This window comes from Enterobacter cloacae complex sp. IR5422, assembly GCF_049238165.1.
GTDB classification, from domain to species: Bacteria; Pseudomonadota; Gammaproteobacteria; order Enterobacterales; family Enterobacteriaceae; genus Enterobacter; species Enterobacter roggenkampii.
Window position 1 is genome coordinate 1 of the sequence record NZ_JBMKHT010000008.1, and the last position, 23,422, is coordinate 23,422.

The window sequence follows — 23,422 nt, forward strand, 5'->3', positions numbered from 1 at the left end:
GTCTGGCGGCGTTTACTGGAAAACTCACTGTCGGCAAAAGTCAGTTGCTGGCTCATCCGGTTACTCATTCTGGGTTCAGGTTACAACACGATGATCTCACATCTCGGACTTATTCGCACCTTCCTTATAATTGACAGGAGGAAAAATTTAGTGGCACGTCCGAAGAGTGAAGATAAAAAACAGGCCTTACTGGACGCCGCAACCACGGCGTTTGCACAGTCAGGTATTGCCGCCTCAACGGCGCTCATTGCCCGTAAGGCGGGCGTCGCCGAAGGCACCCTGTTCCGCTACTTTGCTACGAAAGACGATCTGCTGAATGCCCTCTATCTGCACCTGAAGCAGGATCTCTGCCAGACCATGCTGGCGAACCTCGATCGCACCATCACGCTGCCCAAAGAACATACCCGCAATATCTGGAACAGCTATGTGGACTGGGGTATTCGTAACCCGGTTGCCCATGCGGCGATCCGCCAGATTGGCGTCAGTGAAAAGCTGAGCGCCGAAACGGAACAGGCGGTGAAAGAGATGTTCCCGGAGCTGCATGAGCTCTGCCGCCGCTCGGTGCGTCAGGTGTTTATGTCTGATGAATTTAAAACGTTTGGCGATGCGCTTTTCTTATCGCTGGCCGAAAGCACGATGGAATTTGCCACCCGCGATCCGTCCCGCGCCGTTGAGTTTAAAGCGCTCGGCTTTGAGGTAATGTGGCGCGGGCTTGCCCAGGAAGAGAGTGATGGACAGTAAAACGTTGCAGGAACACGCAAAACGCGTGGCGCTGGAGCTGCCGTTCACCGAACACTGCTGGCCGTTTGGGCCGGAGTTTGACGTGTTTAAAGTGGGCGGGAAAATTTTCATGATTGTGGCCGTCGCCCACGGGCGGCCGCACGTTAGCCTGAAGTCAGACCCGGAAAAATCGCTGTTAAATCAGCAGATTTATCGCGGCGTTGAACCGGGCTATCACCTCAACAAAAAGCACTGGATTTCCCTTTACGGTACGGACGACGTGACGCCGGAACTGGTTACCGATCTCATCAATGATTCCTGGCATCTGGTGGTGGATAAACTGCCGAAAAAAGACCAGAAGTGGATCCGGCCGGTCTGATTGTTCGTCTGAGACGAACAGATTAAGCGCTCGAATTGCCCTTATCTTTTTCCGCGTCCCGCTGTAATCTGCTCACCTTTCGCGCCCGCACGCGGGCGAATTTCATCATCAGGAGTTGTTATGGATATCATTTCTGTTGCGCTGAAACGCCACTCCACCAAGGCGTTCGACGCAAGCAAAAAACTGACCGCTGAAGAAGCGGAAAAAATCAAAACCCTGCTGCAGTACAGCCCGTCCAGCACCAACTCCCAGCCGTGGCACTTTATTGTCGCCAGCACCGAGGAAGGAAAAGCGCGCGTGGCGAAGTCCGCGGCGGGCACCTATGTGTTCAACGAACGCAAAATGCTGGATGCTTCTCACGTGGTGGTGTTCTGCGCGAAAACCGCGATGGACGACGCCTGGCTGGAGCGCGTTGTCGATCAGGAAGAGGCCGATGGTCGCTTTAATACCCCGGAAGCGAAAGCGGCAAACCATAAGGGCCGTACCTACTTTGCCGACATGCACCGCGTGGATCTGAAAGATGACGACCAGTGGATGGCGAAGCAGGTTTACCTGAACGTCGGTAACTTCCTGCTGGGCGTGGCTGCGCTGGGCCTGGACGCGGTACCGATTGAAGGTTTCGACGCCGCGATCCTCGACGAAGAGTTTGGCCTGAAAGAGAAAGGCTTCACCAGCCTGGTGGTGGTGCCGGTTGGGCATCACAGCGTGGAAGATTTCAACGCCACGCTGCCGAAATCTCGCCTGCCGCTGAGCACGATTGTGACCGAGTGCTAAACAAAACGGGCCGCTCTGTGCGGCCCGTTACGCTTTACTGATGACTAATCTGCGATGTGGGTGCACATCACGATCGTGTCCCCAGGCAAACGCAATCCAGCGCTCTTCCAGCTCGGCATATGAGCTCACCGGCGTTAAGTGCCACTCTTCTCCTACCGTACCGTCAGCCACGCTTATCCGATAATTCATGCTGAACGCCCAGTCTATCATGCGTAACCAAAACCGCTGTCCGTCGCCGGTTTGTTCGCTGTCAGACACAACAATGTCGTATTCGCTTAGCACCCATTGAAAGAAGGATTGTGGTAAACCACTTATAACCCGCTGATGGACAGCGCGTGGCGTACGCCACACCATGACCTGTGTCGCAGCACCGTGGGGGAACGTAATTTCTTTATGAAACGTCAGCTTGACCGCATACGCCGTATAGGGTTTTCCGTCCTCGGTGGTCACGAGACGATATTCATCGCCGTAGCGCGATTTTAACAAGCGATATCCCACAGGCAGCATAAATCCGGGCAGATGAAAATCCACCGTACCCCGCGCAAGAAACGCTTCGGTATGTTCGACGTTTCGGGAGATAAGGCCTAATTTTTGGCTGAAATCTGCGAAATCAATCATCAGTGGCGACATGGTGGTTTCTCATGGCGTGAGTATAGACGACTTAACACCCCGTCGAAATGATGTCGATTCAGTGATGGGTTTAAGTTAACCCCCACATTACGCCAGTCTTCTCCACTTAGCAGAGACGGCTCTTATTCCCTGAAAGCCCCTCGCAAAAATTATTTCCCTTGCGCCGCCAGCCACGCCATCGCCCGCTCTCCCGCCTCATCCACCGGCAGATACACCAGCAGCCGCGATCCGTTTCGCGGCGCGGAATACCAGTACATCTGCTGCAGCGTAAAATCCCCCAGCTCGGGATGGGTAAACAGCTTGAGCTGGTTCTCCACGCCGCGCACGTCGTTGCGCTGGTGCCACAGGGTTTTAAACTCTTCGGACACTGCAAAGAAGCGCGCCAGCTTGGCCTCCCACAGCGGATCGCCCCGGTGTTCGGCCATCGCCGCGCGGAAATAGGAGACAAAGATGGGCAGCACGTCGTCGCGTCTGCCGAGGCGCGCGCGCCACGCCGGATGCGTGAGGAACAGATAAATACAGTTGCGATCTTCGGGAGGGATGTCATTGAAATCGACGCCCATCAGATGCCCGAAGCTGTCGTTCCACGCCACGATATCGAAGTTCGGTTTCTGAATGCTGGCGGGTTTCGGCATCAGCGTATCCAGCAGGCGGCGCGTGCCTTCGCTAATGCCCTCGCAGCAGACCGCCTGCGGCGCTTCACCCGGCGGTAAACCTGCTAACACAAACAGATGCCGGGCCTCGGTCGGGGTACATTGCAGCGCTTTTGCCACGGCCGCCATCACCGCGCTGGACGGATTGACGTCCCTGCCCTGCTCAAGCCAGGTGTACCAGGTGACGCCCACATCAGCGAGCATCGCCACCTCTTCCCGGCGCAGGCCCGGCGTGCGGCGGCGACCGCTGCGCGGCAAACCTAAGCGCTGCGGATCGAGACTTTCCCGCCGGGCGCGTAAAAATGCCCCGAGCTGTTTTCGGGTGTCATCCTGACGTGAAACGACCGGTTCAGACATCAGCGCCATAAATCCCCCTGCATGGTAGTGCCAGTACCAGTATAAGCAAGAACTGGTACCCGTTTATCTGATGGTAGATGCTACGACCATCTGTTGAATGACGCAATGGAGTTACCATGAATACGTCAGTTGTTTCACCGGGTCGCGCTGGCCTGATATTGCTGTTAACCGGCCAGATGCTGCCGATGATTGATACCTCAATCACCAACGTGGCGCTGGACGCCATCACCCATTCACTGCATGCGACCGCTACCGAACTGGAGCTGATCGTCGCCCTCTACGGCGTGGCCTTTGCCGTCTGCCTCGCGCTCGGCAGCAAGCTGGGAGATAACTTTGGCCGTCGTCGTCTGTTCATGTTGGGTGTGGCGAGCTTTGGCCTGGCCTCGCTGCTGTGCGGAATGGCGGGGAACATTGAACAGCTGCTCGCCGCGCGCATCGTTCAGGGCGCGGGGGCCGCACTGATCGTGCCGCAAATTCTTGCCACGCTGCACGTCACGCTGAAAGGCACCGCCCACGCCAAAGCCATCAGCCTGTTCGGCGGCATCGGCGGGATTGCGTTTATCGTGGGACAAATGGGCGGCGGCTGGCTGGTATCGGCGGACATCGCCGGGCTGGGCTGGCGAAACGCCTTCTTTATCAACGTGCCGATTTGTCTGGTGGTGCTGGCGCTGAGCCGCCGCTTCGTACCGGAAACCCGTCGCGAGACGCCGTCACGCATCGACTGGCCGGGTACCGCGCTGCTGGCGGTCATGCTTTGCTGCCTGCTGTTCCCGATGGCGCTCGGCCCCCAGTGGCACTGGTCCTGGCCGCTGAAGGCGATGCTGCTCGCCCTTGTCCCGCTGGCCTGGCTGATGGCGCTGAACGCGCGCAAAAAAGAGCGTGAGAATGCCCACCCGCTGATCCCGCCGCGCCTGCTTGCGCTTCGCAGCGTGCGCTTTGGCGTCCTGATTGCGATGCTCTTTTTCAGCGCCTGGTCCGGGTTTATGTTCTGTATGGCGCTGACCATGCAAACCGGCCTGGGGATGGCGCCGTGGCAGTCCGGGAACAGTTTTATCGCCCTTGGCGTGACCTACTTTGTTTCGGCGTGGTTCGCGCCGCGGCTGATTGCCCGCTACAGCACCAGCACAATCCTGCTGACGGGTCTGGCGATCCAGATTACCGGCCTGCTGGCGCTGATCGCCACGTTCCGCGTTTGGGGCATGGAGAATACCACCCTGACGCTGGCACCCGCGACCGGACTGGTGGGCTACGGGCAGGCGCTGATCGTGAACAGTTTCTACCGCATCGGGATGCGCGACATTCAGCCTGACGACGCGGGAGCCGCGAGCGCTATTTTAAGCACCCTGCAGCAGGCCGCACTGGGCCTTGGCCCGGCCATTTTTGGCGCCATTTTGCTGCACGCGCTTCAAAACCATCACGGGGATTACACCCAGGCGGTGAACGTCTTCCTGATGGTGGAAACAGCTATGATGGTGGTACTTGCTCTGGCGACGCTGCGTATCCGCCATAGCCTGTGCCTGCCGGTGGCGAAGATCTGTCAGGCCGCCAAATAAGTTCGTGAATTTGCATAATAGATCCGCAGCCGCCATTATGGGGCTGCAAAAATACAGGAGACGTTATGCAGGAATTGATTGCTCAGGTTGAAGAGTTAGGCATTGAAATTAATCACACCACCTCTTTAGTGATTATCTTTGGTATTATTTTTCTTACCGCCATCATCGTTCATTTTATTCTGCACAAAGGGGTACTTCGCGCATTCGAAAAGCGCGCGCAGGCCAGCAGCCATTTATGGCTGCAGATCATCACCCAGAATAAATTATTTCACCGTCTGGCCTTTACCCTGCAGGGGATAATCGTCAACGTCCAGGCGGTACTGTGGCTGCAAAAAGGCAGCGAAGCGGCGGAAATACTCACCACCTGCGCGAAGCTGTGGGTGATGGTCTATGCCCTGCTCTCCTTCTTCTCGCTGCTGGACGTGATTTTCAATCTGTCGCAGAAAATGGCCACCGCGTCGCAGCTGCCGCTGAAGGGGATTTTCCAGGGCATCAAGCTGGTGAGCGCCATTCTGGTGGGGATATTGATTATCTCCCTGCTGATTGGCCAGTCTCCGGCGATTCTGATCAGCGGTCTGGGCGCCATGGCCGCCGTGCTGATGCTGGTGTTTAAAGACCCGATACTTGGACTTGTAGCGGGTATCCAGCTTTCCGCCAACGATATGCTCAAGCTCGGCGACTGGCTGGAGATGCCGAAATACGGTGCCAACGGCACGGTGACGGATATCGGCCTGACCACCGTGAAAGTGCGCAATTTCGATAATACGATTACGACCATTCCGACGTGGGCGCTGGTCTCCGACGCCTTTATCAACTGGAGCGGCATGTCGGCCTCCGGCGGACGACGTATTAAGCGCAGCCTGAACATTGATACCACCAGCATTCATTTTCTCGACGAGCAGGAGCAGCAGAAACTCATTCAGGCGAAGCTGCTGAAGCCTTATTTGGCCGCACGCCATGAGGAAATTAGCCTGTGGAATCAGCAGAACGGTGAAGGGGAATCGGTATTAAACCTGCGCAAGATGACCAATATCGGCACCTTCCGCGCCTACCTGAACGAATATCTGCGCAACCACCCGCGCATTCGTAAAGATATGACGCTGATGGTGCGTCAGCTCGCGCCTGACGCCAACGGCCTGCCTATTGAAATATACGCCTTCACCAACACGGTGGTCTGGGCAGAATATGAGGAGATTCAGGCCGACATCTTCGACCATATTTTCGCGGTGGTGGATGAATTTGGTCTGCGCATTCACCAGTCGCCAACCGGGAACGATATTCGCTCCCTGGCTGGCGTCATCGCGCAATAATCAGGTGCTGGCGCGGGAAATAAAGCGCCAGTCCATCATCACCCTTTCCGTGGGCGCGTCCGGGTTGTCGATCTTATTTAAGAGCAGATCGACCGCCTTGCGCCCGATATCCCGCGACGGCTGTTCGATGGTGGTGAGCGAAATCATGTCCGCCAGCTCCGTACCGTCAAAGCCGACCACGGCAATATCCTCCGGCACCCGAAGACCTGCCTGCTGAATGGCGCGCAGCGCGCCCGCCGCCAGCGTATCGGAAACGGCAAATACCGCATCCGGCGGATTATCTTTTAACAGGTTTTGCATCGCCGCCATGCCCGCCCCGGAGCTGAGATCGCTGGCATACTCCACCGCCTGATAGTCCAGATCGCGCAGGTGGATCACGCTCTTGTAGCCGCGTTCGCGCAGGCGGGCATATTTGTAGCTGAGATCGTGGTTGATCATCGCGATACGCTTGCGGCCGCCGTCGGCCAGCTGGCTGACGGCATGCTGTGAAGCGTCCACATCATTGATGCCGACGCAGGAGACCGCGCCCGCATCGGCATATTCGGCGCACTGCACCCACGGTGCAGAACCAATCAGCGCGGCAAGTTCCGGCAGCTTCGAGAAGGCGTCCATGGTGATAATGCCGTCGACGATTTTGCCGGAGAGCAGGCTTAAGCCCGAGCGGGAGCGCTCGATGTCCGAGCCGGAGTTGCACAGCAGAATGCGGTAGCCGTTTTTCTCCGCCTCGGCTTCGATGCCCTTCACCACTTCGGCGCAGAACGGGTTGGCAATGTTGGACACCATCACCAGGATCATATAGCTGCGAGCGGTGCGCAGCTGACGGGCGAGCAGGTTTGGCTGGTAGTTGCTCTCCTGAATCGCCCGCAGAACGCGCTCGCGGTTTTTCGCCTTCACGGTGTCGCTGTTATTCAGCACGCGGGAGACCGTCGCCACGGAGACCCCGGCCAGCTGAGCGATTTTCTGAATTGACATAGCGACGACACATCCTGCGGTTAGCGTTTTGTGCAGGCTACCATAAATTTATTGCCCGGCGAACCGGGCAACGCGTTATTGTTCCACGCGCACCCAGCGCTGCTGCTGATGGCTTTTCACAATGGCATCAATGATATACATCACGTTTGCGCCATCGTGAAACGTCGCAAACTGCGGCGTATCCGGCATCGCGCCCGCCTGCACGGCGCGGTAGAACTGCGCCATCATATTTTTGAAGGCGTCCGGCCAGCCTTCGATATGTCCGCCGGGGAAGTGGGCGCTGTCGGCCACGTCAGGGTTCATCAGGCCCGGATCGTCGGTGAGCGTCTGGTTAGCCTGCGCGCGATGGCCGATCCACAGCTGCTGCGGCACCTCCTGGTCCCACGCCAGCGAGCGCTCGCTGCCGTTGATCTCAAACGTCAGGCGGTTTTTACGCCCGGCGCTCACCTGCGAGATGCTAAAGCAGCCCTTGCTGCCGTCGTCAAAGCGGAACAGCACCGAGCCGAAGTCTTCGGTCGTGACCGGTTTGTCTACATACTCCGCCTGCTCGTCGTGGGAGAAGGTTTGATTCCCGACCTTGCTGGCCCTGCGCGTCGGCCAGACGATGGATAAATCAGCCATCACCTCGGTAATGCGCCGCCCGGTAACGAACTGCACCGTGTCGCACCAGTGGGAGCCGATATCCGCCACCGCGCGCGATGCGCCGCCGAGCGCGGCATCCACCCGCCAGTTGTAGTCGGTTTCCAGCAGCATCCAGTCCTGTAGGTAGCTGCCGTGTGAGGCAAAAATCCGCCCGAGGCTGCTTGCGCGCATCATGCTCGCCGCCTGACGCACCATCGCAAACTGGCGATAGACAAAGCTCACGCCATGCACCACGCCCGTCTGCTCCGCCAGCGCCACCAGCTCGCGCGCCTCCTCAGGGATCATGCACAGCGGCTTTTCGGAAAACACGTGCTTGCCCGCGCGCAGGATCTGGCGGTTAATCTGTGCATGCAGGTGGTTCGGCGTGCAGTTGTGCACCACGTGCAAATCAGGGTGCGCGAGCAGCTCCTCAACGCTGCCGTACACATGCGGTACGTTTAGCAGGCGCGCCTTTTCCTGCGCCTTAACGAGCGAGCCGTCGCACAGCGCGACCACCTGAACAAACCCAAGGCGCCTGAGCGCCTCGATATGTGCCGGGCCAATAAACCCGCTGCCGACGATCCCGACGTTAATCATGGCTGCCCCCTGCGGCGAAATCGTCAAACGCGCGCCCGGCAACCGGAATGATGTGGCGGCGGATAAATTCGCTGCCTTCACTCGCCCCGGTATCGCCATCCTTCAGGCAGCACTCCCACTCCAGCACCGCCCAGCCGTCATAGTCGTACTGGGTCAGCTTGCCGAAAATGCCTTTGAAGTCGATCTGCCCGTCGCCGGGCGAGCGGAAGCGTCCGGCGCGGTTGATCCACGGCTGGTAACCACCGTAGACGCCGCTGCGCCAGCTGGGGCGAAACTCGGCATCCTTCACGTGGAACGCTTTAATGCGCGCATGGAAGATATCGATAAAGGCCAGATAGTCCATCTGCTGAAGCAGCATATGGCTTGGATCGTAGAGAATGTTGCAGCGCGGATGGTTGTCCACCAGCGCAAGAAAACGCTCGAAGGTGACGCCGTCGTGCAGATCTTCCCCCGGATGCAGCTCAAAGCAGACGTCCACGCCCTGCTCGTCGAAGGTATCCAGTATTGGCCGCCAGCGGGTCGCCAGCGCCTCGAACGCTTCCTGAAAACGCTGCTCGTTATGCGGCGGCCACGGGTAGAAAAACGGCCACGCCAGCGAGCCGGAGAAGGTGGCGTGTGCTTTCAGACCTAATCTTGCCGAGGCGACCGCCCCCTGCTTCAGCTTCTCCGTGGCCCACGCCCGACGCGCAGCATCGTTACCGCGCACGGAAGCGGGCGCAAAGTGGTCAAACGCGTCGCTGTAGGCGGGGTTCACCGCCACGAGCTGCCCTTCCAGATGGGTCGACAGTTCGCTGATAACCAGCCCGTGCGCGGCCAGCTTAGCGGTGATGTCGTCGCAGTAGGTCTGGCTCTCTGCGGCTTTCTCGACGTCAAAGATGTGCGGATGGTTGCAGGGGATCTGCACCGCCTTATAACCTTTACCTGCCGCCCATTCAGCCAGCCCATCGAGCGAATTAAACGGCGCTTCTGCGCCAATAAACTGCGACAAAAAAATGCCGGGTCCTTTCATCGTCCTCATACCACCTCCTGAAAGTTACGCCTTGTCATCGTCATACTTAAACGTGAGAAGGAAAATCAGCGCGATCGCCGCGGCCGCTACCGCCGGGATCCACCAGAATGTCACCCACGCCTGCGGCACGGTCTGCCCTGCCACCAGGCGGTTATAGAGCGCGCCGGAAATCTGCGAGCCGAGCAGCATGCCGATGCCGTAGGTGAACATGACGATCATGCTCTGGGCCTGGCCTTTCACCTTCTCGCCCGCCACGCGGTCGGTGTAGATAAAGCCGACGACAAAGAAGAAATCGTAGCAGACGCCGTGCAGCAGGATGCCGAGATACAGCAGAATGCGCCCCTCCTCGCTGACGCCCAGCGCGAACATGGCGTAACGCACAAACCACGCCAGCATGCCGATCAACAGCATGACCTTCACGCCCAGACGGCGGAACAGCAGCGGAATAACCAGCATGAAGACGATCTCGGACATCTGCCCGAAGGACATGGCGGTGCTGACGTCGGCAATTCCCGCATCCGCCAGATACGAGGCGGTGTAGGCGTAATAGGTGCCGAGCGGGACGGAGATCAGCATCGCGCAGACGGAGAAGACGAAAAAGTGGCGGGTTTTGAGCAGCGCAAAGGCATCCGCGCAGAAAAGATCGCGCACCTTCACCGGCAGGCCTTTCGCCGGGGCTGGCGTGTGCGGCAGCGTCAGGCTGTAAAGCGCCAGCAGCACGGAGCTGGCCGCCGCCACCTGAAAGATGGTAACACTGGACGACACGCCGGTGACGCCGATGAAAATGCCCGCCGCGATCCAGCCGATGGTGCCGAACACGCGCACCACCGGGAAGGTTTTATCCACGTTTGCCAGGCTGTGAAACGCGATGTTGTTGGTCAGCGCCAGCGTCGGCATGTAGCAGAGCGTGTAGCCAAACAGCAGGCCAATCAGCAGCGCGCCGTTCTCGGCAATCAGCGCCCCCGGCACGAACCAGAGGATCGCCGCGCCCGCCAGGTGCATCACCGCCATCACCTTCTGCGAGGCGAAGAAGCGGTCCACCAGCATGCCGAGCACGAACGGCGAGAGAATGGAGGCGATAGGCCCGGCGGAGAACGCATCGCCAATCAGCAGAGACATGTTGTGCTGGGTCATCACCAGGCCGAGCGTAACCGACCAGCTACCCCAGATAAAAAACTGCAGAAACATCATCAGCGACAGCCGCGGCACCAGTAGCCGATGCTGCGCTATCGCCTTTTCACTACTTTCAGTTGACACCATAATAAGCCTCACCCGGAAAAAAGTAATCGATTACAAATCAATTCAAATGAAAAAGTAATCGATTACAAAATAAAGATCCTGTGGATCGAAACAGATTTGGGAGGGGGGTCACGATAAAGATCGTTGTATGACAAACGAGGCGTTTTGGTTGTCCATATAGCTAATAGGCTATAAAATGATACCGCGAGGAAGCTACAGGAGAAACGATGTGGAACGTCGAGACAACGGACAGATTTGACGACTGGTTCTTTGAACAAACAACAGCATTAAAAGAAGATGTGCTGGCGACGATGCATATTCTTGCTGAATTTGGCCCAACCCTGGGGCGACCATACGTAGACACCGTGAAGGATTCAGCCTATGCGAACATGAAAGAGTTACGTATTCAGCATGCGGGTAATCCCATCAGAGCCTTTTTTACTTTTGATCCTGACCGTAAGGCAATTGTGCTCTGTGCTGGAGACAAAACCGGTTGCAATCAAAAACGGTTTTATAACGAAATGATCGCGCTGGCTGACGTTGAATACAGCAGACATCTGGCGGATAAGGAGGCCATATGGCAACGCTAAAAGAACTCATGGCACAACAGAGCGCGGAAAGTCAGGAGCGTATAGCGGCTAAAGTTGAAGTGATGCGCAGAATTGTTGCCCTGAACCAGCTGCGGGAAGAGCTCAATATTTCCCAGACAGAACTGGCCGCAGCAATGGGGGTAAAACAACCCACTTTGGCAAAAATCGAACAGCCGGGAAACGATCCCCGGCTTTCAACACTCAAACGCTATGTCAGTGCGCTCGGCGGTGAAATGAGCATTGATGTGACGCTACCGAATGGGAAACGGATAGCGTTTCAGATTTGATACTGCTCGTTCAAAGCCGGGTGGCGGCTGCGCCTGACCCGGCCTACAAAATAATAACGGCCCCGAACATGTAGGCCCGGTAAGCGCAGCGCCACCGGGCGAAAGCCGCACTACTTTTTACGCGAGAGCTTAAACGCGATAAACAGGAACACCACCCATACCGGCAGCAGCATTGCTGAAAGTCGCATCTCATCCATGGTGCACATCAGCACCAGAATCAACGCCAGGAACGCGATACAGAGGTAGTTCCCCGCCGGGTAAAGCAGCGCCTTGAACTGCGTCTCGCGCCCCTTGCGGCGCATCGCGGCGCGGAATCGCAGGTGCGCGAGGCAGATCATGATCCAGTTCAGCAGCAGCGTAGCGACAACCAGCGCCATCAGCAGGCCAAAGGCCTCTTTCGGCAGCAGATAGTTGATCAGCACCACCAGCGAGGTAATCGCCCCGGAAAGGAACAGCGAGTTCACCGGCACGCCGCGACGGCTGACGCGGGTGAGGAATTTCGGCGCGTTACCCTGCACGGAGAGACCAAACAGCATGCGGCTGTTGGAGTAAACGCCGCTGTTATAGACCGACAGCGACGCCACCAGAATGACGAAGTTCAGCGCAGAAGCCACCACGTTGCTGTTCAGATCGTGGAAAATCATCACGAACGGGCTGCTGTCTGACTTCACTTCCACCCACGGGTAGAGCGCCAGCAGCACCACCAGCGAGCCGATATAGAACAGCAGGATACGGTACACCACCTGGTTAACCGCTTTCGGAATGCTTTTATGCGGGTCGCGCGCTTCCGCGGCGGTGATGCCAATCAGCTCCAGCCCGCCGAAGGAGAACATGATCACCGCCAACGAGAGGATGAGCCCTTTCCAGCCGGTCGCCAGGAAGCCGCCGTGCTGCCATAGGTTGTCGATAGTGGCCCGCTCGCCGCCGTGGCCGGAGAACAGCAGCCACAGGCCAAAGCCGATCATGCCGATAATCGCCAGCACCTTGATCAGCGCAAACCAGAACTCGGTTTCACCATACAGGCGCACGTTGACGAGGTTAACGGCGTTAATGATGATGAAGAAGGCCGCCGCCCAGATCCACGTCGGGACATCCGGCAGCCAGTACTGCATATAGATGCCTGCGGCGGTCAGCTCCGCCATCCCAACCAGCACGAACATCACCCAGTAGTTCCAGCCGGAGAGGAAGCCTGCGAACGGACCCCAGTATTTATAGGCAAAATGCGCGAAGGAGCCTGACACCGGCTCTTCAACGACCATCTCGCCAAGCTGGCGCATGATCAGGAAGGCGATAATCCCGGCGATACCGTAACCCAGCAGCACCGCCGGACCGGCCATCTGAATAGCGGGGCCGATGCCGAGAAAGAGCCCGGTACCGATTGCCCCGCCAAGGGCAATTAACTGAATATGTCGATTTTGCAAACCACGTTGCAGCGTCGGATTCTGATCCAACGAGGCTTCAGCGCTACCATGGCCTGAAGCGGATGACGCGTCTTTCACGTCCTACCCCTGTCTCTTTTTTAGAAGGGGCACGTTTTAACACTTCATGCTGGCGGTAGCAAGTTTAACGCCGGGGGCACGGCATGCCCCCGGCGATGCAAGGTTATGAGCCGATGATCCCGCCGTCCGCTTTGACGATGACCACCGTTGAGGAACGCGGGCGTCCGTTCGGATTCGCGTCTGGCCAGTTGGAAACAGCGCGAGGGTTAGCAGGGTCGGTGATATCATCCCCGCCCTCCCCCGGATGCTGAATGTTGATGAACAGCGTCCGGTTGTCCGGCGTAAACGCAATCCCGGTAATTTCACACCCGCGCGGTCCGGTCAGGAAACGGCGGTACTCGTTGGTGCCCGGAATGGTGGCCACCATCTGGTTATTGCCCATCCCCTCGTAGGCTTTCTTATTGATGGTGCTGGAAGAGACGTCGGTCTGGATCCACAGCACGCCCTGATGATCGAACGACAGGCCATCGGGGCTGCCGAAGGCCGCCCCCTGCATGGAACCTTTAGCCTTCGGATCGTCGCTGTCGGTCCGCCCGCCCATCACCAGAATATCCCACTTAAAGCGAGCGGCAGCAGGATCGGCCCCCTCTTCGTGCCAGTGCATAATATGACCAAACACGTTATTAGCGCGCGGGTTGGCGGCATCAACCGGTGCCTTACCCTCCTTCCCGCGATCGCTGTTGTTGGTGAGCGTACAGTAGACGCTGCCGCTGGCGTGCGGGTCGACCGCTATCCACTCGGGGCGATCCATCTTCGTTGCCCCCACCGCGTCTGCCGCCAGGCGGGTTTTAATCAGCAGATCGCCCTGGTTTTCAAACCCGTTGCTCTTATCCAGGCCATTTTGCCCGAAGATCAGCGGCAGCCAGTCGCCGCTCCCGTCTTCGTTGAAGCGGGCAACGTACAGCGTGCCGGACGTCAGCAGCTGCATATTGGCTTCACGGTTCGCGGGATCGTATTTTTTGTCCGAGACAAACTTATAGATGTACTCGAACTTCTGGTCGTCCCCCATATAGACCACCACGCGGTTATCGGCGGCAAGCGTGACGGCCGCCCCCTCATGCTTGAAGCGGCCCAGGGCGGTGTGCTTGCGCGGCGTGGAGGTCGGGTTGTAGGGATCGATCTCCACGACCCAGCCGAAGCGGTTAGGTTCGTTAGGGGTTTTATCAACGCTAAATCGCTCGTCCACCTCGTTCCAGCGGTAGGATTCATCGCTGTCGCTGATCCCGTAGCGTTTTTCCAGCGGGTTGAGATCGGTTTTTTTGACAAAAATATCCGACCAGTTCTCCTCGCAGGTGAGATAGGTGCCCCATGGCGTATGGCCGTTGGCGCAGTTCTGCATGGTGCCCAGCACGCGCTCCCCCTGCGGGTCGGCGGCGGTTTTCATTAAGTCCTGATGCCGCGCCGGGCCGGTAAGCTGCATCGGCGTATTGACGGTGATGCGGCGGGCATATGAAGACGGGCGTACCACCTGCCAGTCGCTGCCCGATTTTTTCACTTCCACCACCGACACGCCCATCGCGTTCTGCCCCTTGCGGGCCTTGTCGAGGCTCCAGTTCGCCGTACCGTCGGTAAACAGCATCCCGTTGTCGATGTATTCATGGTTCATCGCCAGCAGGCCATGCTCCGGGTTTTGCTCTCCCTGCGGCAGGCTAAACCACGCCATGCCGTCGTGGTGCATGCCCGCCTGCACGGCCTGTTCATCCGCGGTGTTGCTGGCGTCCGGCTTAAAGGCCGGCATGTTGTTTTTGATCCCCGTCGGGTCACCCCAGCGATAGAACGGGCGGGCAATATAGCCTTCCGGCACCCTGACCGTATCTTCGGTGGAGACGTCGATGCTGGTAAAGCCCAGGGAAACCGCTTTTGCCAGCGCGGAAGGCTTCGATACCGCGGCAATGGCATTTTCGGGTTTGATCAGAAAGGGGAATGAAACGGCAGCGCCCGCCACGGCGCCCATCTGGAGAAAACGACGGCGGGAGAGGAACACCTCTGCCACCTCGGAGAATACCGGGTTCGCGCTGCGGTTAGCGATGTCGTCGCGATGTTCTTTTTTAAAAACGGATTTGAGGGGTCTGCCCATAGCGGCTTCCTGTCATTGGCCAAGAGGTAAGGAGTCGGCGACCAGTCTAAGAAGCTTTTATTACAATTTTATAACACAACGGCGGAGGTGTGGGGCGTCCCTGCCCCGGATAACGAGGTGGAACGCTTAGAACTCGTAGCCAACCGAGACCTTAAAGGTACGCGGCTCGCCCTGCGTGATGTAGGTGCCGGAATCGTCCACGCTGGCCCAGTAGTTTTCATTGGTCACGTTGTCGATGCCCGCGCGCACCGTCATCTGGTTTGCATTGTGGTTCACCGCGAAGCGATAGCGCATCCCCAGATCCAGCGTGGTGTAGCTGTCGATCTTTTTGGTGTTGGCAAGATCGGCGTACTGCGCGCCAGAGTGGTTGACGCGGGCGGTCGCCGTCAGGCCATCAATCGGCTTGATGTCATACTCTGCCCCCAGCACGGCGTAGAAGTTCGGGACACCAATGGCATCGTTGCCCTGATTTACGCCGTTTTTGGTTTTGGTCAGCTCCGCCTGCAGCCAGGTGGCGCTGGCGTTGAGGCGCATCCCGAGCATCGGCTCGCCGAAGACGTTTAGCTCCACGCCGCGGTTACGCTGCTCGGCATCCAGGCCGTAGTGATTGTTGCTGTCGAGGATCGCCGAGGGCATCTTGATTTCAAAGAGCGCCAGAGATCCGCCCACGCGGCCAAAGTCCGCCTTCACGCCCACTTCATTCTGCTTAGAGTGAACGATGCCGGTGCTCTGGCCGTAGTTGGTGGCGGTGTTAGGTGCGGTTTTGCCCGGCTGCAGCGCTTCGGTGTGGTTGGCGTAAAGGGAAATTTCTTCCCACGGTTTGTAAACCACGCCGTAGGTTGGCATCCAGCGGCTGCCGTCGAAGCCGTCTGCCGCGTTTTCCGCACCGGTAATTTTGTTATACCCGCGAATGACCACCTTCTGATGGCGCGCGCCAGCGGTGAACAGCAGCTTGTCGTCCAGCACGCCCAGGGTATCGCTCAACAGCCAGCCCTGGGTGCGGGTGCGCCCGCTGGTCAGCGGATCGCTGTACTTCCCACCTGAGCCGTTGAGGTTGGTGCTGTCCGGCATATCGACGCCGGTGTTGTGGTAGATGTTGGTGGTCGGGTTATCCTTCGTCGCCGACATTTTCCACGCGATCTTTTCATTTTTGGTCATCGCAGAATAGCCAACGTTGACCTTGTGCGAGACGAAGCCGGTGTTGAAATTACCGCGAATGCCCGCCATGCCGCTGACGGAATCGCTGATGCGGTTGGTATCAAGGCGGCTGACCGTTGCGTTACCGCTTTTATCCAGCAGCTTCGGCGCGCTGTAGATCCCTTCCTCGTGCGCGTGCTGCGCGCCCAGGCCGGTATAGGCGGTCCAGCCGTCGGTGATGTCGTACTCGCTGCGCCACATCCCAAATTCGTTTTCGATGTTGCTGTAGGCCCACTTCTGCGAGAAGTTACGATCGTTTTTCGGCGGCTCGGGCACGAAATCCACCGCCGAAATATTGACGCTGGTCGGGCTGCCGTGGAAGGTTTTCTTCTGATAACCCAGATCCAGCGAGGTGCGGAAACGGTCGCCTTTGTAATCCAGACCGGTGGAGAGCAGCGTGGTGCGGCGGCGGTCGTTCGGTATGCCGGTTTCCCCTTCGCGGTGGACCAGGTTCACCCGCGCGCCAAACTGGTCGCTGTCGCCGTAGCGACGGCCCGCATCCAGCGTGGTGCCAATCTGGGAGTCCGAGGTGTAGTCGACGCCCACTTTCGCCTGCGGGAGTTCGCCCGCGTGTTTTGGCTCAAGGTTGATCATCCCGCCCACGCCCGAGCTCGCCGCGCCGTTCATCAGGGCGTTTGCCCCTTTGAAGATCTCAATGCGCTCAACCATCTGCGTATCCACCACCTGACGCGGCAGCACGCCGGACAGACCGCCAAAGGTCATGTCGTCGCCGTCAAACTTCAGACCACGGATGCGGTAGGTTTCCGCGCTGTTGCCGTACCCCTGAACGAACTGTACGCCCGCGTCGTTGGCGATCACATCAGCAATGGTTTTCGCCTGCTGATCTTCCACCAGCTTCGAGGTATAGCTGATGATGTTGAACGGCACGTCCATGGCGTTCTGCTGACCGAGCATCCCCATACGCCCGCCGTTCGCCACCTGTCCGTCAAGGAAGGCCGGTACCAGCTGGTCGCCACCGGGTTTGAAATCGTTGACCGGTGCAGAGTGCACAACGAGGGTATCTTCTTTTTGATCGTCCGCCGCGAAGGCGGAATGCGTTACCGCGCCAACGGCGAGCGCCAGCAGCGTTTTGTGTATTCTGGTGTTGTTCATCGTTAACTCATTTGAAAGTGCGCGCAAAAATAGCCCGTTGTCAGGCCTTAGAATGTATTGATAGCAATGCAAATGAGAACTATACGCATTATCCGTGCGTTAGCAAGCGTAACCGCGAACAACAGGAAGAGGTGGGGAGACAGGATGAGGAACAACCACCCCAAAATGGGGTGGCTGCAGTGACGTTATTTTTTCTTGTAGATATTAGCCGTACCGTGAATTTTATTGTTGGTGTTCCCTGAGGTGAGCACCAGAACATCCGCGCCTTGCTTATCGGCTTTCTCAATCAGTTCTTTTTTTGCATCATCAACCGATACTTCATTTGAGGTGCTTACCGTACCGATTTTTTGATACTGAGACTCGACTTTCTTGAACTCATTTTTAGTCAGCAGTTGGGCAGCAAAAGCATTGGTCGTAAACAGTAACGCCGTTCCCAACAAAATAGCAGTCGTCTTTTTCATAACCTTTTTCCTTGAGATTAATCAGCAACTACGAAAAACCTCACGCATGATGGTGAGGTTTTATGAGCATGGTAGAGAATCTCAGGAAATGCCATATATTCTGGAAAATTCTTTTATAACAGTCCATTGCATGAAATTATTAATGAATATTAAGAATAGCCGAATACACGCGCGGTGCCAGCAATATCAATGCGAACCGCCGTGCCCGGGTTCCATCCTGGCTGGCTGACGGTCTTGAGGGTGACGGGCTGCGGCTGTCCGGTAAGCCCAAGGGTGAGCGTCGACAGGTGACCGGTAAAATCCACATCAAGAATGGAGATCGGGCTTTCATGTGAGGCGCATGTCGTCACGCTCAGCTGCTCCGGGCGCAGCATCACTCTGCCCTGCCCTGTCGCCAGCGGGTTGTCTGTGAGCACCTTACCCAGCGCGCAGAGGGCGTAGCCCGCGGTGAGCTGCGCAGGCAGGATCAGCGCATCACCAAGAAACAGCGCCGTCTCTTCGTCAACGGGACGGGTGTAAACCTCATAAGGCGTCCCAACCTGCGTGAAGCGTCCGGAACGCATGACGGCAACCCGCGTGGCAAAGGAGAGCGCTTCGTTCTGATCGTGGGTAACCAGAATCGAGGCCACGCCCGCTTCGGCCAGCAGATCGGCCGTGGCCTTTCGCGTCATGGCGCGCAGGCCAGTATCCAGAGCCGAGAACGGTTCATCCAGCAGCATCAGTGAAGGACGCTGGGCCAGCGCACGGGCAAGGGCCACGCGCTGCTGCTGTCCGCCGGAAATCTCGTGAGGCCAGTGCGTGGCGAGCTGCCTGTCCAGCGAAACCATCTCCATCAGCGCCTCAACGCGCTGGCGTTTTTCGTGGCGGGTCCCGTCCAGCCCCCAGGCAATGTTGTCTGCCACGTTGAGGTGCGGGAACAGCGCGCCCTCCTGCGGCACAAAACCGATCCCGCGCTGGTGGGCAGGGACAAAACGGTTTTCATCAAACAGGGTTCTTCCCTGCATGACAATACGTCCGGTGTCGGGCGTCTCAAACCCGGCAAGAATACGCAGCAGCGTGGTTTTACCTGACCCCGACGGCCCGACAATGGCCGTTCTGCTCCCCGGCGCAACGCTCAGGTTTAAGCTGTCGAGCACCTGCACATCAGCAAATGATTTAGAAATGGCGGTTAATTCAAGCATGTCATAGCCCTGCAATTTTCTTCGACTGCATATAGAGAATGGCGGTCAGCGGGAGGGAAATCAGGATCATCAGCATCGCGTAAGGCGCGGCGGCGACATAGTCAATTTCGCTGGTCAGCGCCCAGAATCCGGTAGAGAGCGTGCGCGTGCCCAGGGGAGAGAGTAACAGCGTGGCGGTCAACTCGTTGCTGACGCCGAGGAACACCAGCGCGGCCCCCGCCGCCGCACCCGGCGCGGCCAGCCGCATCGTGACGCTCCAGAGCGCCTTCGCGGGCGTGCTGCCAAGGCTGCGCGCCACGTTTTCCAGCTCAACCGGCGCCTGCGCTATCCCCGCCCGCAGGTTGATGAGCGCACGGGGCATAAACATCAGCAGATAGGCAAGGAACAGGGTAATTTCCGTCTGGTAAATGGGACGGGCGTAATGAATGGTGACGGTGACCAACGCCAGCGCCGTGACAATGCCCGGCAGCGAACTGGTGATATAGATGCACCCTTCCAGCATCCGGAAGATACGGTGCGGGTAGCGGATACCGAGCCACGCGATGGGGATCACGCACGTCGTCGTCAGCAGCGCGCCGCCCACGCCGAGCATCAGCGTCTGGCGCAGCGAGTGCAAGAGATCGGCGCTCATCCAGTTTTCCACCCCGCCGAGCCAAATCCAGCGACACAGAACAGCTAACGGCACGCCCAGCGCCAGGACAATCAGCACCATGAAAAACAGCTGCCCCAGCGCGGCAGCCGCAGGCTTTAGCGGCCAGCGTTTCTGCTCGCGCGCGGCCCCGGCACCAATGCGCGCGTAGCGTGCTTTTCCACGCGTCACGCCTTCCAGCACCAGGATAGCGAGGCAGCACAAAGCCAGCACGCCCGCCAGCATGTTTGCTGCCGGGCCGCTGAAGGTAGACTGAAACTGGTCATAAATGGCCGTGGTGAAGGTATCAAAGCGGATCATCACGTACAGACCATATTCCGCCAGCAGGTGCAGCGCCACCAGCAGCGCGCCGCCGCAGATAGCCAGCTTGAGCTGGGGTAGCACCACGCGGAAAAAGACCTTCCACGGCGGGGTGCCGAGCGACGCGGCGACATCTTCGAGCGTCGGGTCAAGGCGGCGCAGCACCGCCGCAACCGGCATGTAGATAAACGGATAGTAGGCAAGCACGGAGAGAAACACGCCCGCGGAGAGCCCGTGCATCGACGGAACCACGCTCACCCAGGCATAGCTTTGCACAAACGCGGGAATGGCCAGCGGGGCGACCGCCAGCGCGGACCAAATGCCCCGTCCGGCAAGCTGGGTGCGCTCTGTGAGCCAGGCAATCGCCACGCCCGTCACGATACACAGCGGAACCGCTAAAGCCGTCAGCCACAGCGTGTTGCTGAGCAGCTCAGCCACACGCGGGCGAAACACCAGCGCCTTTATCGTTTCCCAGCCCGTCTCAATGCCAATGGCAATGATAAAACCCAAAGGCAGAAGCGCCAGTAATGAAAACAAGACAGCTAACGCAACCATCGGCAGTGCAGGACGCCTGCGGGCAGGCTCCTGCACTCTGTTTTTTCCGATGTCGAGACTCAGACCAGACATAAGACGTTCACTTCACTCTCAGGATCACAGCAGACCGGCTTGCGTCATCAGCTCGATAACTTTCTTACTGTTGAGCGTTGAAGGTTCAACTTTCGGCGCATCAAGATCTTTCAGCGGAACCAGTTTCGGGTTAGAGGCCGCGTTCACGCCCACGGCGTATTCAAAGGCGTTGTTGGTACGCAGGCTTTCCTGACCTTCTTTGCCGGTAATGTATTTGATGAAGGCCTGCGCCTGCGCTTTGTGCTTGCTGGACGCCAGCACGCCACCGCCGGAGAGGCTCACAAACGCGCCCGGGTCCTGGTGCTTAAAGTAGTAGAGCTGGGTGTTTTTGCTGTTTTCACCGGTTTTGGACTGATCGACAAAACGGTAGTAATGATAAATCACCCCGCCATCAATCTGACCCGCATTGACCGCTTTCATCACGGTGCTGTTGCCTTTATAGGCCACGAAGTTGGCTTTCATCGCCTTGAGCCATTCCAGGGTGGCCTTCTCGCCCTTCAGGGCCAGCATCGCGCTCACGATAGCCTGGAAATCCGCGCCTGACGGTGATGCCGCCCAGCGGCCTTTCCACTCGGGTTTCGCCAGATCCATCAGCGATTTAGGCAGCTGCTGTTCGCTCAGCTTCGCCGGGTTATAGACGAACACCGTGCTGCGGGCAGCAATGCCGATCCAGCGGCCGTGCGCCGGACGATACTCTGCCGGTACCTGCTTCAGGGTGTCTGAATCCAGCGGGGCAAACAGGTTGGCGTTATCCACCAGCACCATGGACGGCGAGTTTTCCGTCAGGAATACGTCTGCCGGCGATGCGCTGCCTTCCTGCACCAGCTGGTTACCCAGCTCGCTGTCATCACCATTACGCAAAGTGACTTTAATCCCGGTTTCTTTGGTAAAACCGTCAACCCACGACTTCACCAGGTTTTCATGCTGCGCGTTATAAACAACGATACCGTCGTTGTTATCGGCGGCAACAGACTGTGTGGAAAGGAAAAGGGATGAGGACAACAAGGCAAGCGAGAAGCAGGACAGCAGGCGAGAATTCATGAACATATCCTTAATAGACCAACGGGAGTAACCACTCATAGCTTTGTGGGACAGGATTAAAGCATACAACAACGCTAATGATAATTAGTATCAATCCAGTTTACGCGTAAAAGTGTAAAATTTCTTTTTAGCCGATTTTGTAATGATAAAAATCCAAATTTTAATGCGAGATAATTTCTAGATTAAGAAAACCTTAAGCCTGCCAACAACGAAATTCATTAGCCTTCTATTCATTATGGCGCGAAGGTAAATCTGTTATTCTCGCGCCCGGCAGAAATAAAAAAGCCCCGATACTGCGGGGGCTTTTTATGCTTATCCGGAGGTAGCTAAATTTATAAGGCTACTCATTTAAAAAGCCTCACATAGCCGCATGAGGGGCATACACAGGATAGGTGAAGAACAATAAATGCACGCAGTTCAGCCCAAAATGGAATAACGTTGCAACCCAGAGCCTGCCGCTCCACATCCACGCCAGGCCGTAAATAATGCCGGAGAGGCTGGCAAAAATAATCAGCAGTAAACCGCCGCTATAATGCATCAGCCCAAAGAGGACTGAGGCAATTAACAACGCGACAACAGGATGAACGATCCGGGACAAGCGCTGCTGCAGGTAGCCTCTGAACAGGGCTTCCTCGGCCAAAGAGACGAAGAAAATATTCGCAAGGGCAAATTGCGCGAACCATTCTGGCGCATGTGGCTCAATTCTCAGCCCGCCCAACGCCACAGCCAGAAGTAACAGCGCGGGTACCGCAAGTACCAATATTACCCAGCCGAGCTTGCCCATTTTATAGAGGGGTTTTGCTACGAATAGCGTTGGCATGCACGTAATTAAAAAGAACGGCACCACCGCCTTGTCCATATTAAAGTACATACTGAACGGTATGCTTTGCGGACCAACGACGACAGCATCCAGCACTTTGGGATTATGGAAGCCCGGGAGTACATGCATAACCAGGGCAACGGCGATGATCACACACAGGCCTTCAATCAGATAAGTATATTTATCATCCTTATTACGTAGCCATTCAACAACAGACCAGCCAATAACGATTGACGCAATAACCAGCAGCGCCGGGGCGTCAAGAATGCTCTGTTTCCAGCCGAGAAATGCCGTTAATCCCAGCAGCAGGTAAGCCAGGCTTTTATTAAGGGAAAGTGCGGCAAGCGAAATTGCGAGTAGATACCACATAAATGTCCTTCATGACCGATAAATTTTAGGGTCGATGTCCCAAATATGTCCCACAACGGAAATCAGGAGGATGTGAGTGAGGCGTAACTCTATGAAATGAAATGGCACGCCCTGTAGGATTCGAACCTACGACCTACGGCTTAGAAGGCCGTTGCTCTATCCAACTGAGCTAAGGGCGCACTGAGAAGCGTGTACTTCGCGGTGGTGAAACGCGAAGAATTATACGGTCAATGGCAGGTGAGTCAATGCCTTTTCCGTTTTCAGGGCCAATTACCGCTAGCCGATTGTAAATACGGCTATTTTCTCAACATTCCTCCCTGTTTTACCGTAAAATTTAGCGCTGCGAAAAGGCTTAGTTGCATTTAAGTAACGCCTGCTGTTTTCCTGAACGTCAGCT

The 23,422-nt window shown here is 57.3% G+C and carries 21 protein-coding genes and 1 tRNA gene; 7 read left to right on the forward strand and 15 right to left on the reverse strand.

Going from position 1 to position 23,422, the window contains the following annotated elements; translation table 11 throughout:
- The first annotated feature begins 150 nt into the window (after positions 1 to 150).
- The 3 genes from ACOTXT_RS05930 (at position 151) to nfsB (ending at position 1,873) form a co-directional block, all read left to right on the forward strand.
- Positions 151 to 741: a TetR/AcrR family transcriptional regulator gene (locus tag ACOTXT_RS05930; RefSeq protein ID WP_008499387.1), complete on the forward strand. Its 591-nt coding sequence runs from the start codon at positions 151 to 153 to the stop codon at positions 739 to 741.
- Entirely contained in the window at positions 731 to 1,099 is a 369-nt protein-coding gene (locus ACOTXT_RS05935) for an MmcQ/YjbR family DNA-binding protein (RefSeq protein ID WP_023293103.1), read from the forward strand. Before ACOTXT_RS05930 ends, ACOTXT_RS05935 begins: the two co-directional genes overlap by 11 nt.
- Before the next feature lie 120 nt (positions 1,100 to 1,219).
- Positions 1,220 to 1,873 (forward strand): oxygen-insensitive NAD(P)H nitroreductase, encoded by a 654-nt coding sequence (gene nfsB, locus ACOTXT_RS05940; protein WP_021241586.1) that lies wholly within the window; start codon positions 1,220 to 1,222, stop codon positions 1,871 to 1,873.
- 27 nt (positions 1,874 to 1,900) lie between these two features.
- Here nfsB and ACOTXT_RS05945 read toward each other — a convergent pair whose 3' ends face one another.
- Both ACOTXT_RS05945 and ACOTXT_RS05950 read right to left on the reverse strand, forming a co-directional pair.
- Complete coding sequence (locus tag ACOTXT_RS05945) at positions 1,901 to 2,503, reverse strand: hypothetical protein (protein ID WP_032663988.1); 603 nt, start codon at positions 2,501 to 2,503, stop codon at positions 1,901 to 1,903.
- Between the two features lie 149 nt (positions 2,504 to 2,652).
- Positions 2,653 to 3,522 (reverse strand): helix-turn-helix transcriptional regulator, encoded by an 870-nt coding sequence (locus ACOTXT_RS05950; protein WP_008499383.1) that lies wholly within the window; start codon positions 3,520 to 3,522, stop codon positions 2,653 to 2,655.
- Between the two features lie 107 nt (positions 3,523 to 3,629).
- Here ACOTXT_RS05950 and ACOTXT_RS05955 point away from each other — a divergent pair, with 107 nt between their 5' ends.
- Together ACOTXT_RS05955 and ACOTXT_RS05960 are read left to right on the forward strand one after the other, a co-directional pair.
- Positions 3,630 to 5,066 carry an MFS transporter gene (locus ACOTXT_RS05955; protein WP_055321772.1) on the forward strand — a complete coding sequence of 479 codons (1,437 nt, stop codon included), beginning with the start codon at positions 3,630 to 3,632 and terminating at the stop codon, positions 5,064 to 5,066.
- Between the two features lie 65 nt (positions 5,067 to 5,131).
- A complete protein-coding gene (locus ACOTXT_RS05960) occupies positions 5,132 to 6,376 on the forward strand; it encodes a mechanosensitive ion channel family protein (protein ID WP_032656072.1) in 1,245 nt (414 codons plus the stop codon).
- Here the strand turns inward: ACOTXT_RS05960 and ACOTXT_RS05965 are convergent, their stop codons facing one another.
- The 4 genes from ACOTXT_RS05965 to ACOTXT_RS05980 form a co-directional block, all read right to left on the reverse strand.
- On the reverse strand, positions 6,377 to 7,348 hold the full coding sequence (locus ACOTXT_RS05965; protein ID WP_021241589.1) for a LacI family DNA-binding transcriptional regulator: 972 nt from the start codon (positions 7,346 to 7,348) through the stop codon (positions 6,377 to 6,379).
- Between the two features lie 75 nt (positions 7,349 to 7,423).
- Complete coding sequence (locus tag ACOTXT_RS05970; protein ID WP_023293105.1) at positions 7,424 to 8,566, reverse strand: Gfo/Idh/MocA family protein; 1,143 nt, start codon at positions 8,564 to 8,566, stop codon at positions 7,424 to 7,426.
- Complete coding sequence (locus ACOTXT_RS05975) at positions 8,559 to 9,584, reverse strand: sugar phosphate isomerase/epimerase family protein (RefSeq protein WP_055321773.1); 1,026 nt, start codon at positions 9,582 to 9,584, stop codon at positions 8,559 to 8,561. The genes ACOTXT_RS05970 and ACOTXT_RS05975 overlap by 8 nt, the downstream gene beginning before the upstream one ends.
- 15 nt (positions 9,585 to 9,599) lie before the next feature.
- Complete coding sequence (locus ACOTXT_RS05980) at positions 9,600 to 10,835, reverse strand: MFS transporter (RefSeq protein ID WP_055321774.1); 1,236 nt, start codon at positions 10,833 to 10,835, stop codon at positions 9,600 to 9,602.
- Positions 10,836 to 11,041: 206 nt separating this feature from the next.
- Between ACOTXT_RS05980 and ACOTXT_RS05985 the strand changes: the two genes are divergently transcribed.
- On the forward strand, positions 11,042 to 11,404 hold the full coding sequence (locus ACOTXT_RS05985; protein ID WP_333165354.1) for a type II toxin-antitoxin system RelE/ParE family toxin: 363 nt from the start codon (positions 11,042 to 11,044) through the stop codon (positions 11,402 to 11,404).
- On the forward strand, positions 11,392 to 11,691 hold the full coding sequence (locus ACOTXT_RS05990; protein ID WP_047746098.1) for a helix-turn-helix domain-containing protein: 300 nt from the start codon (positions 11,392 to 11,394) through the stop codon (positions 11,689 to 11,691). The genes ACOTXT_RS05985 and ACOTXT_RS05990 overlap by 13 nt, the downstream gene beginning before the upstream one ends.
- 110 nt (positions 11,692 to 11,801) lie before the next feature.
- Here ACOTXT_RS05990 and pheP read toward each other — a convergent pair whose 3' ends face one another.
- From pheP to ACOTXT_RS06035, 9 genes are all read right to left on the reverse strand, one after another.
- On the reverse strand, positions 11,802 to 13,190 hold the full coding sequence (gene pheP / locus ACOTXT_RS05995) for a phenylalanine transporter (protein WP_055321775.1): 1,389 nt from the start codon (positions 13,188 to 13,190) through the stop codon (positions 11,802 to 11,804).
- Positions 13,191 to 13,293: 103 nt separating this feature from the next.
- Positions 13,294 to 15,267 carry a PhoX family protein gene (locus ACOTXT_RS06000; protein WP_063929709.1) on the reverse strand — a complete coding sequence of 658 codons (1,974 nt, stop codon included), beginning with the start codon at positions 15,265 to 15,267 and terminating at the stop codon, positions 13,294 to 13,296.
- A gap of 126 nt (positions 15,268 to 15,393) precedes the next feature.
- Positions 15,394 to 17,577 (reverse strand): TonB-dependent receptor, encoded by a 2,184-nt coding sequence (locus ACOTXT_RS06005; RefSeq protein WP_055321777.1) that lies wholly within the window; start codon positions 17,575 to 17,577, stop codon positions 15,394 to 15,396.
- A 185-nt stretch (positions 17,578 to 17,762) separates the two neighbouring features.
- Entirely contained in the window at positions 17,763 to 18,038 is a 276-nt protein-coding gene (yahO, locus tag ACOTXT_RS06010) for a DUF1471 family periplasmic protein YahO (protein WP_021241596.1), read from the reverse strand.
- Between the two features lie 149 nt (positions 18,039 to 18,187).
- Positions 18,188 to 19,219, reverse strand: a complete 1,032-nt coding sequence (locus ACOTXT_RS06015; protein WP_055321778.1) for an ABC transporter ATP-binding protein — start codon at positions 19,217 to 19,219, stop codon at positions 18,188 to 18,190.
- A gap of 1 nt (position 19,220) precedes the next feature.
- Complete coding sequence (locus ACOTXT_RS06020) at positions 19,221 to 20,795, reverse strand: iron ABC transporter permease (RefSeq protein WP_333165363.1); 1,575 nt, start codon at positions 20,793 to 20,795, stop codon at positions 19,221 to 19,223.
- Between the two features lie 24 nt (positions 20,796 to 20,819).
- Complete coding sequence (locus ACOTXT_RS06025; RefSeq protein ID WP_045335421.1) at positions 20,820 to 21,836, reverse strand: iron ABC transporter substrate-binding protein; 1,017 nt, start codon at positions 21,834 to 21,836, stop codon at positions 20,820 to 20,822.
- Between the two features lie 358 nt (positions 21,837 to 22,194).
- On the reverse strand, positions 22,195 to 23,025 hold the full coding sequence (locus tag ACOTXT_RS06030; RefSeq protein ID WP_055321779.1) for a CPBP family intramembrane glutamic endopeptidase: 831 nt from the start codon (positions 23,023 to 23,025) through the stop codon (positions 22,195 to 22,197).
- Positions 23,026 to 23,127: 102 nt separating this feature from the next.
- Positions 23,128 to 23,204 (reverse strand) — tRNA-Arg (locus ACOTXT_RS06035).
- Positions 23,205 to 23,422 lie beyond the last annotated feature (218 nt).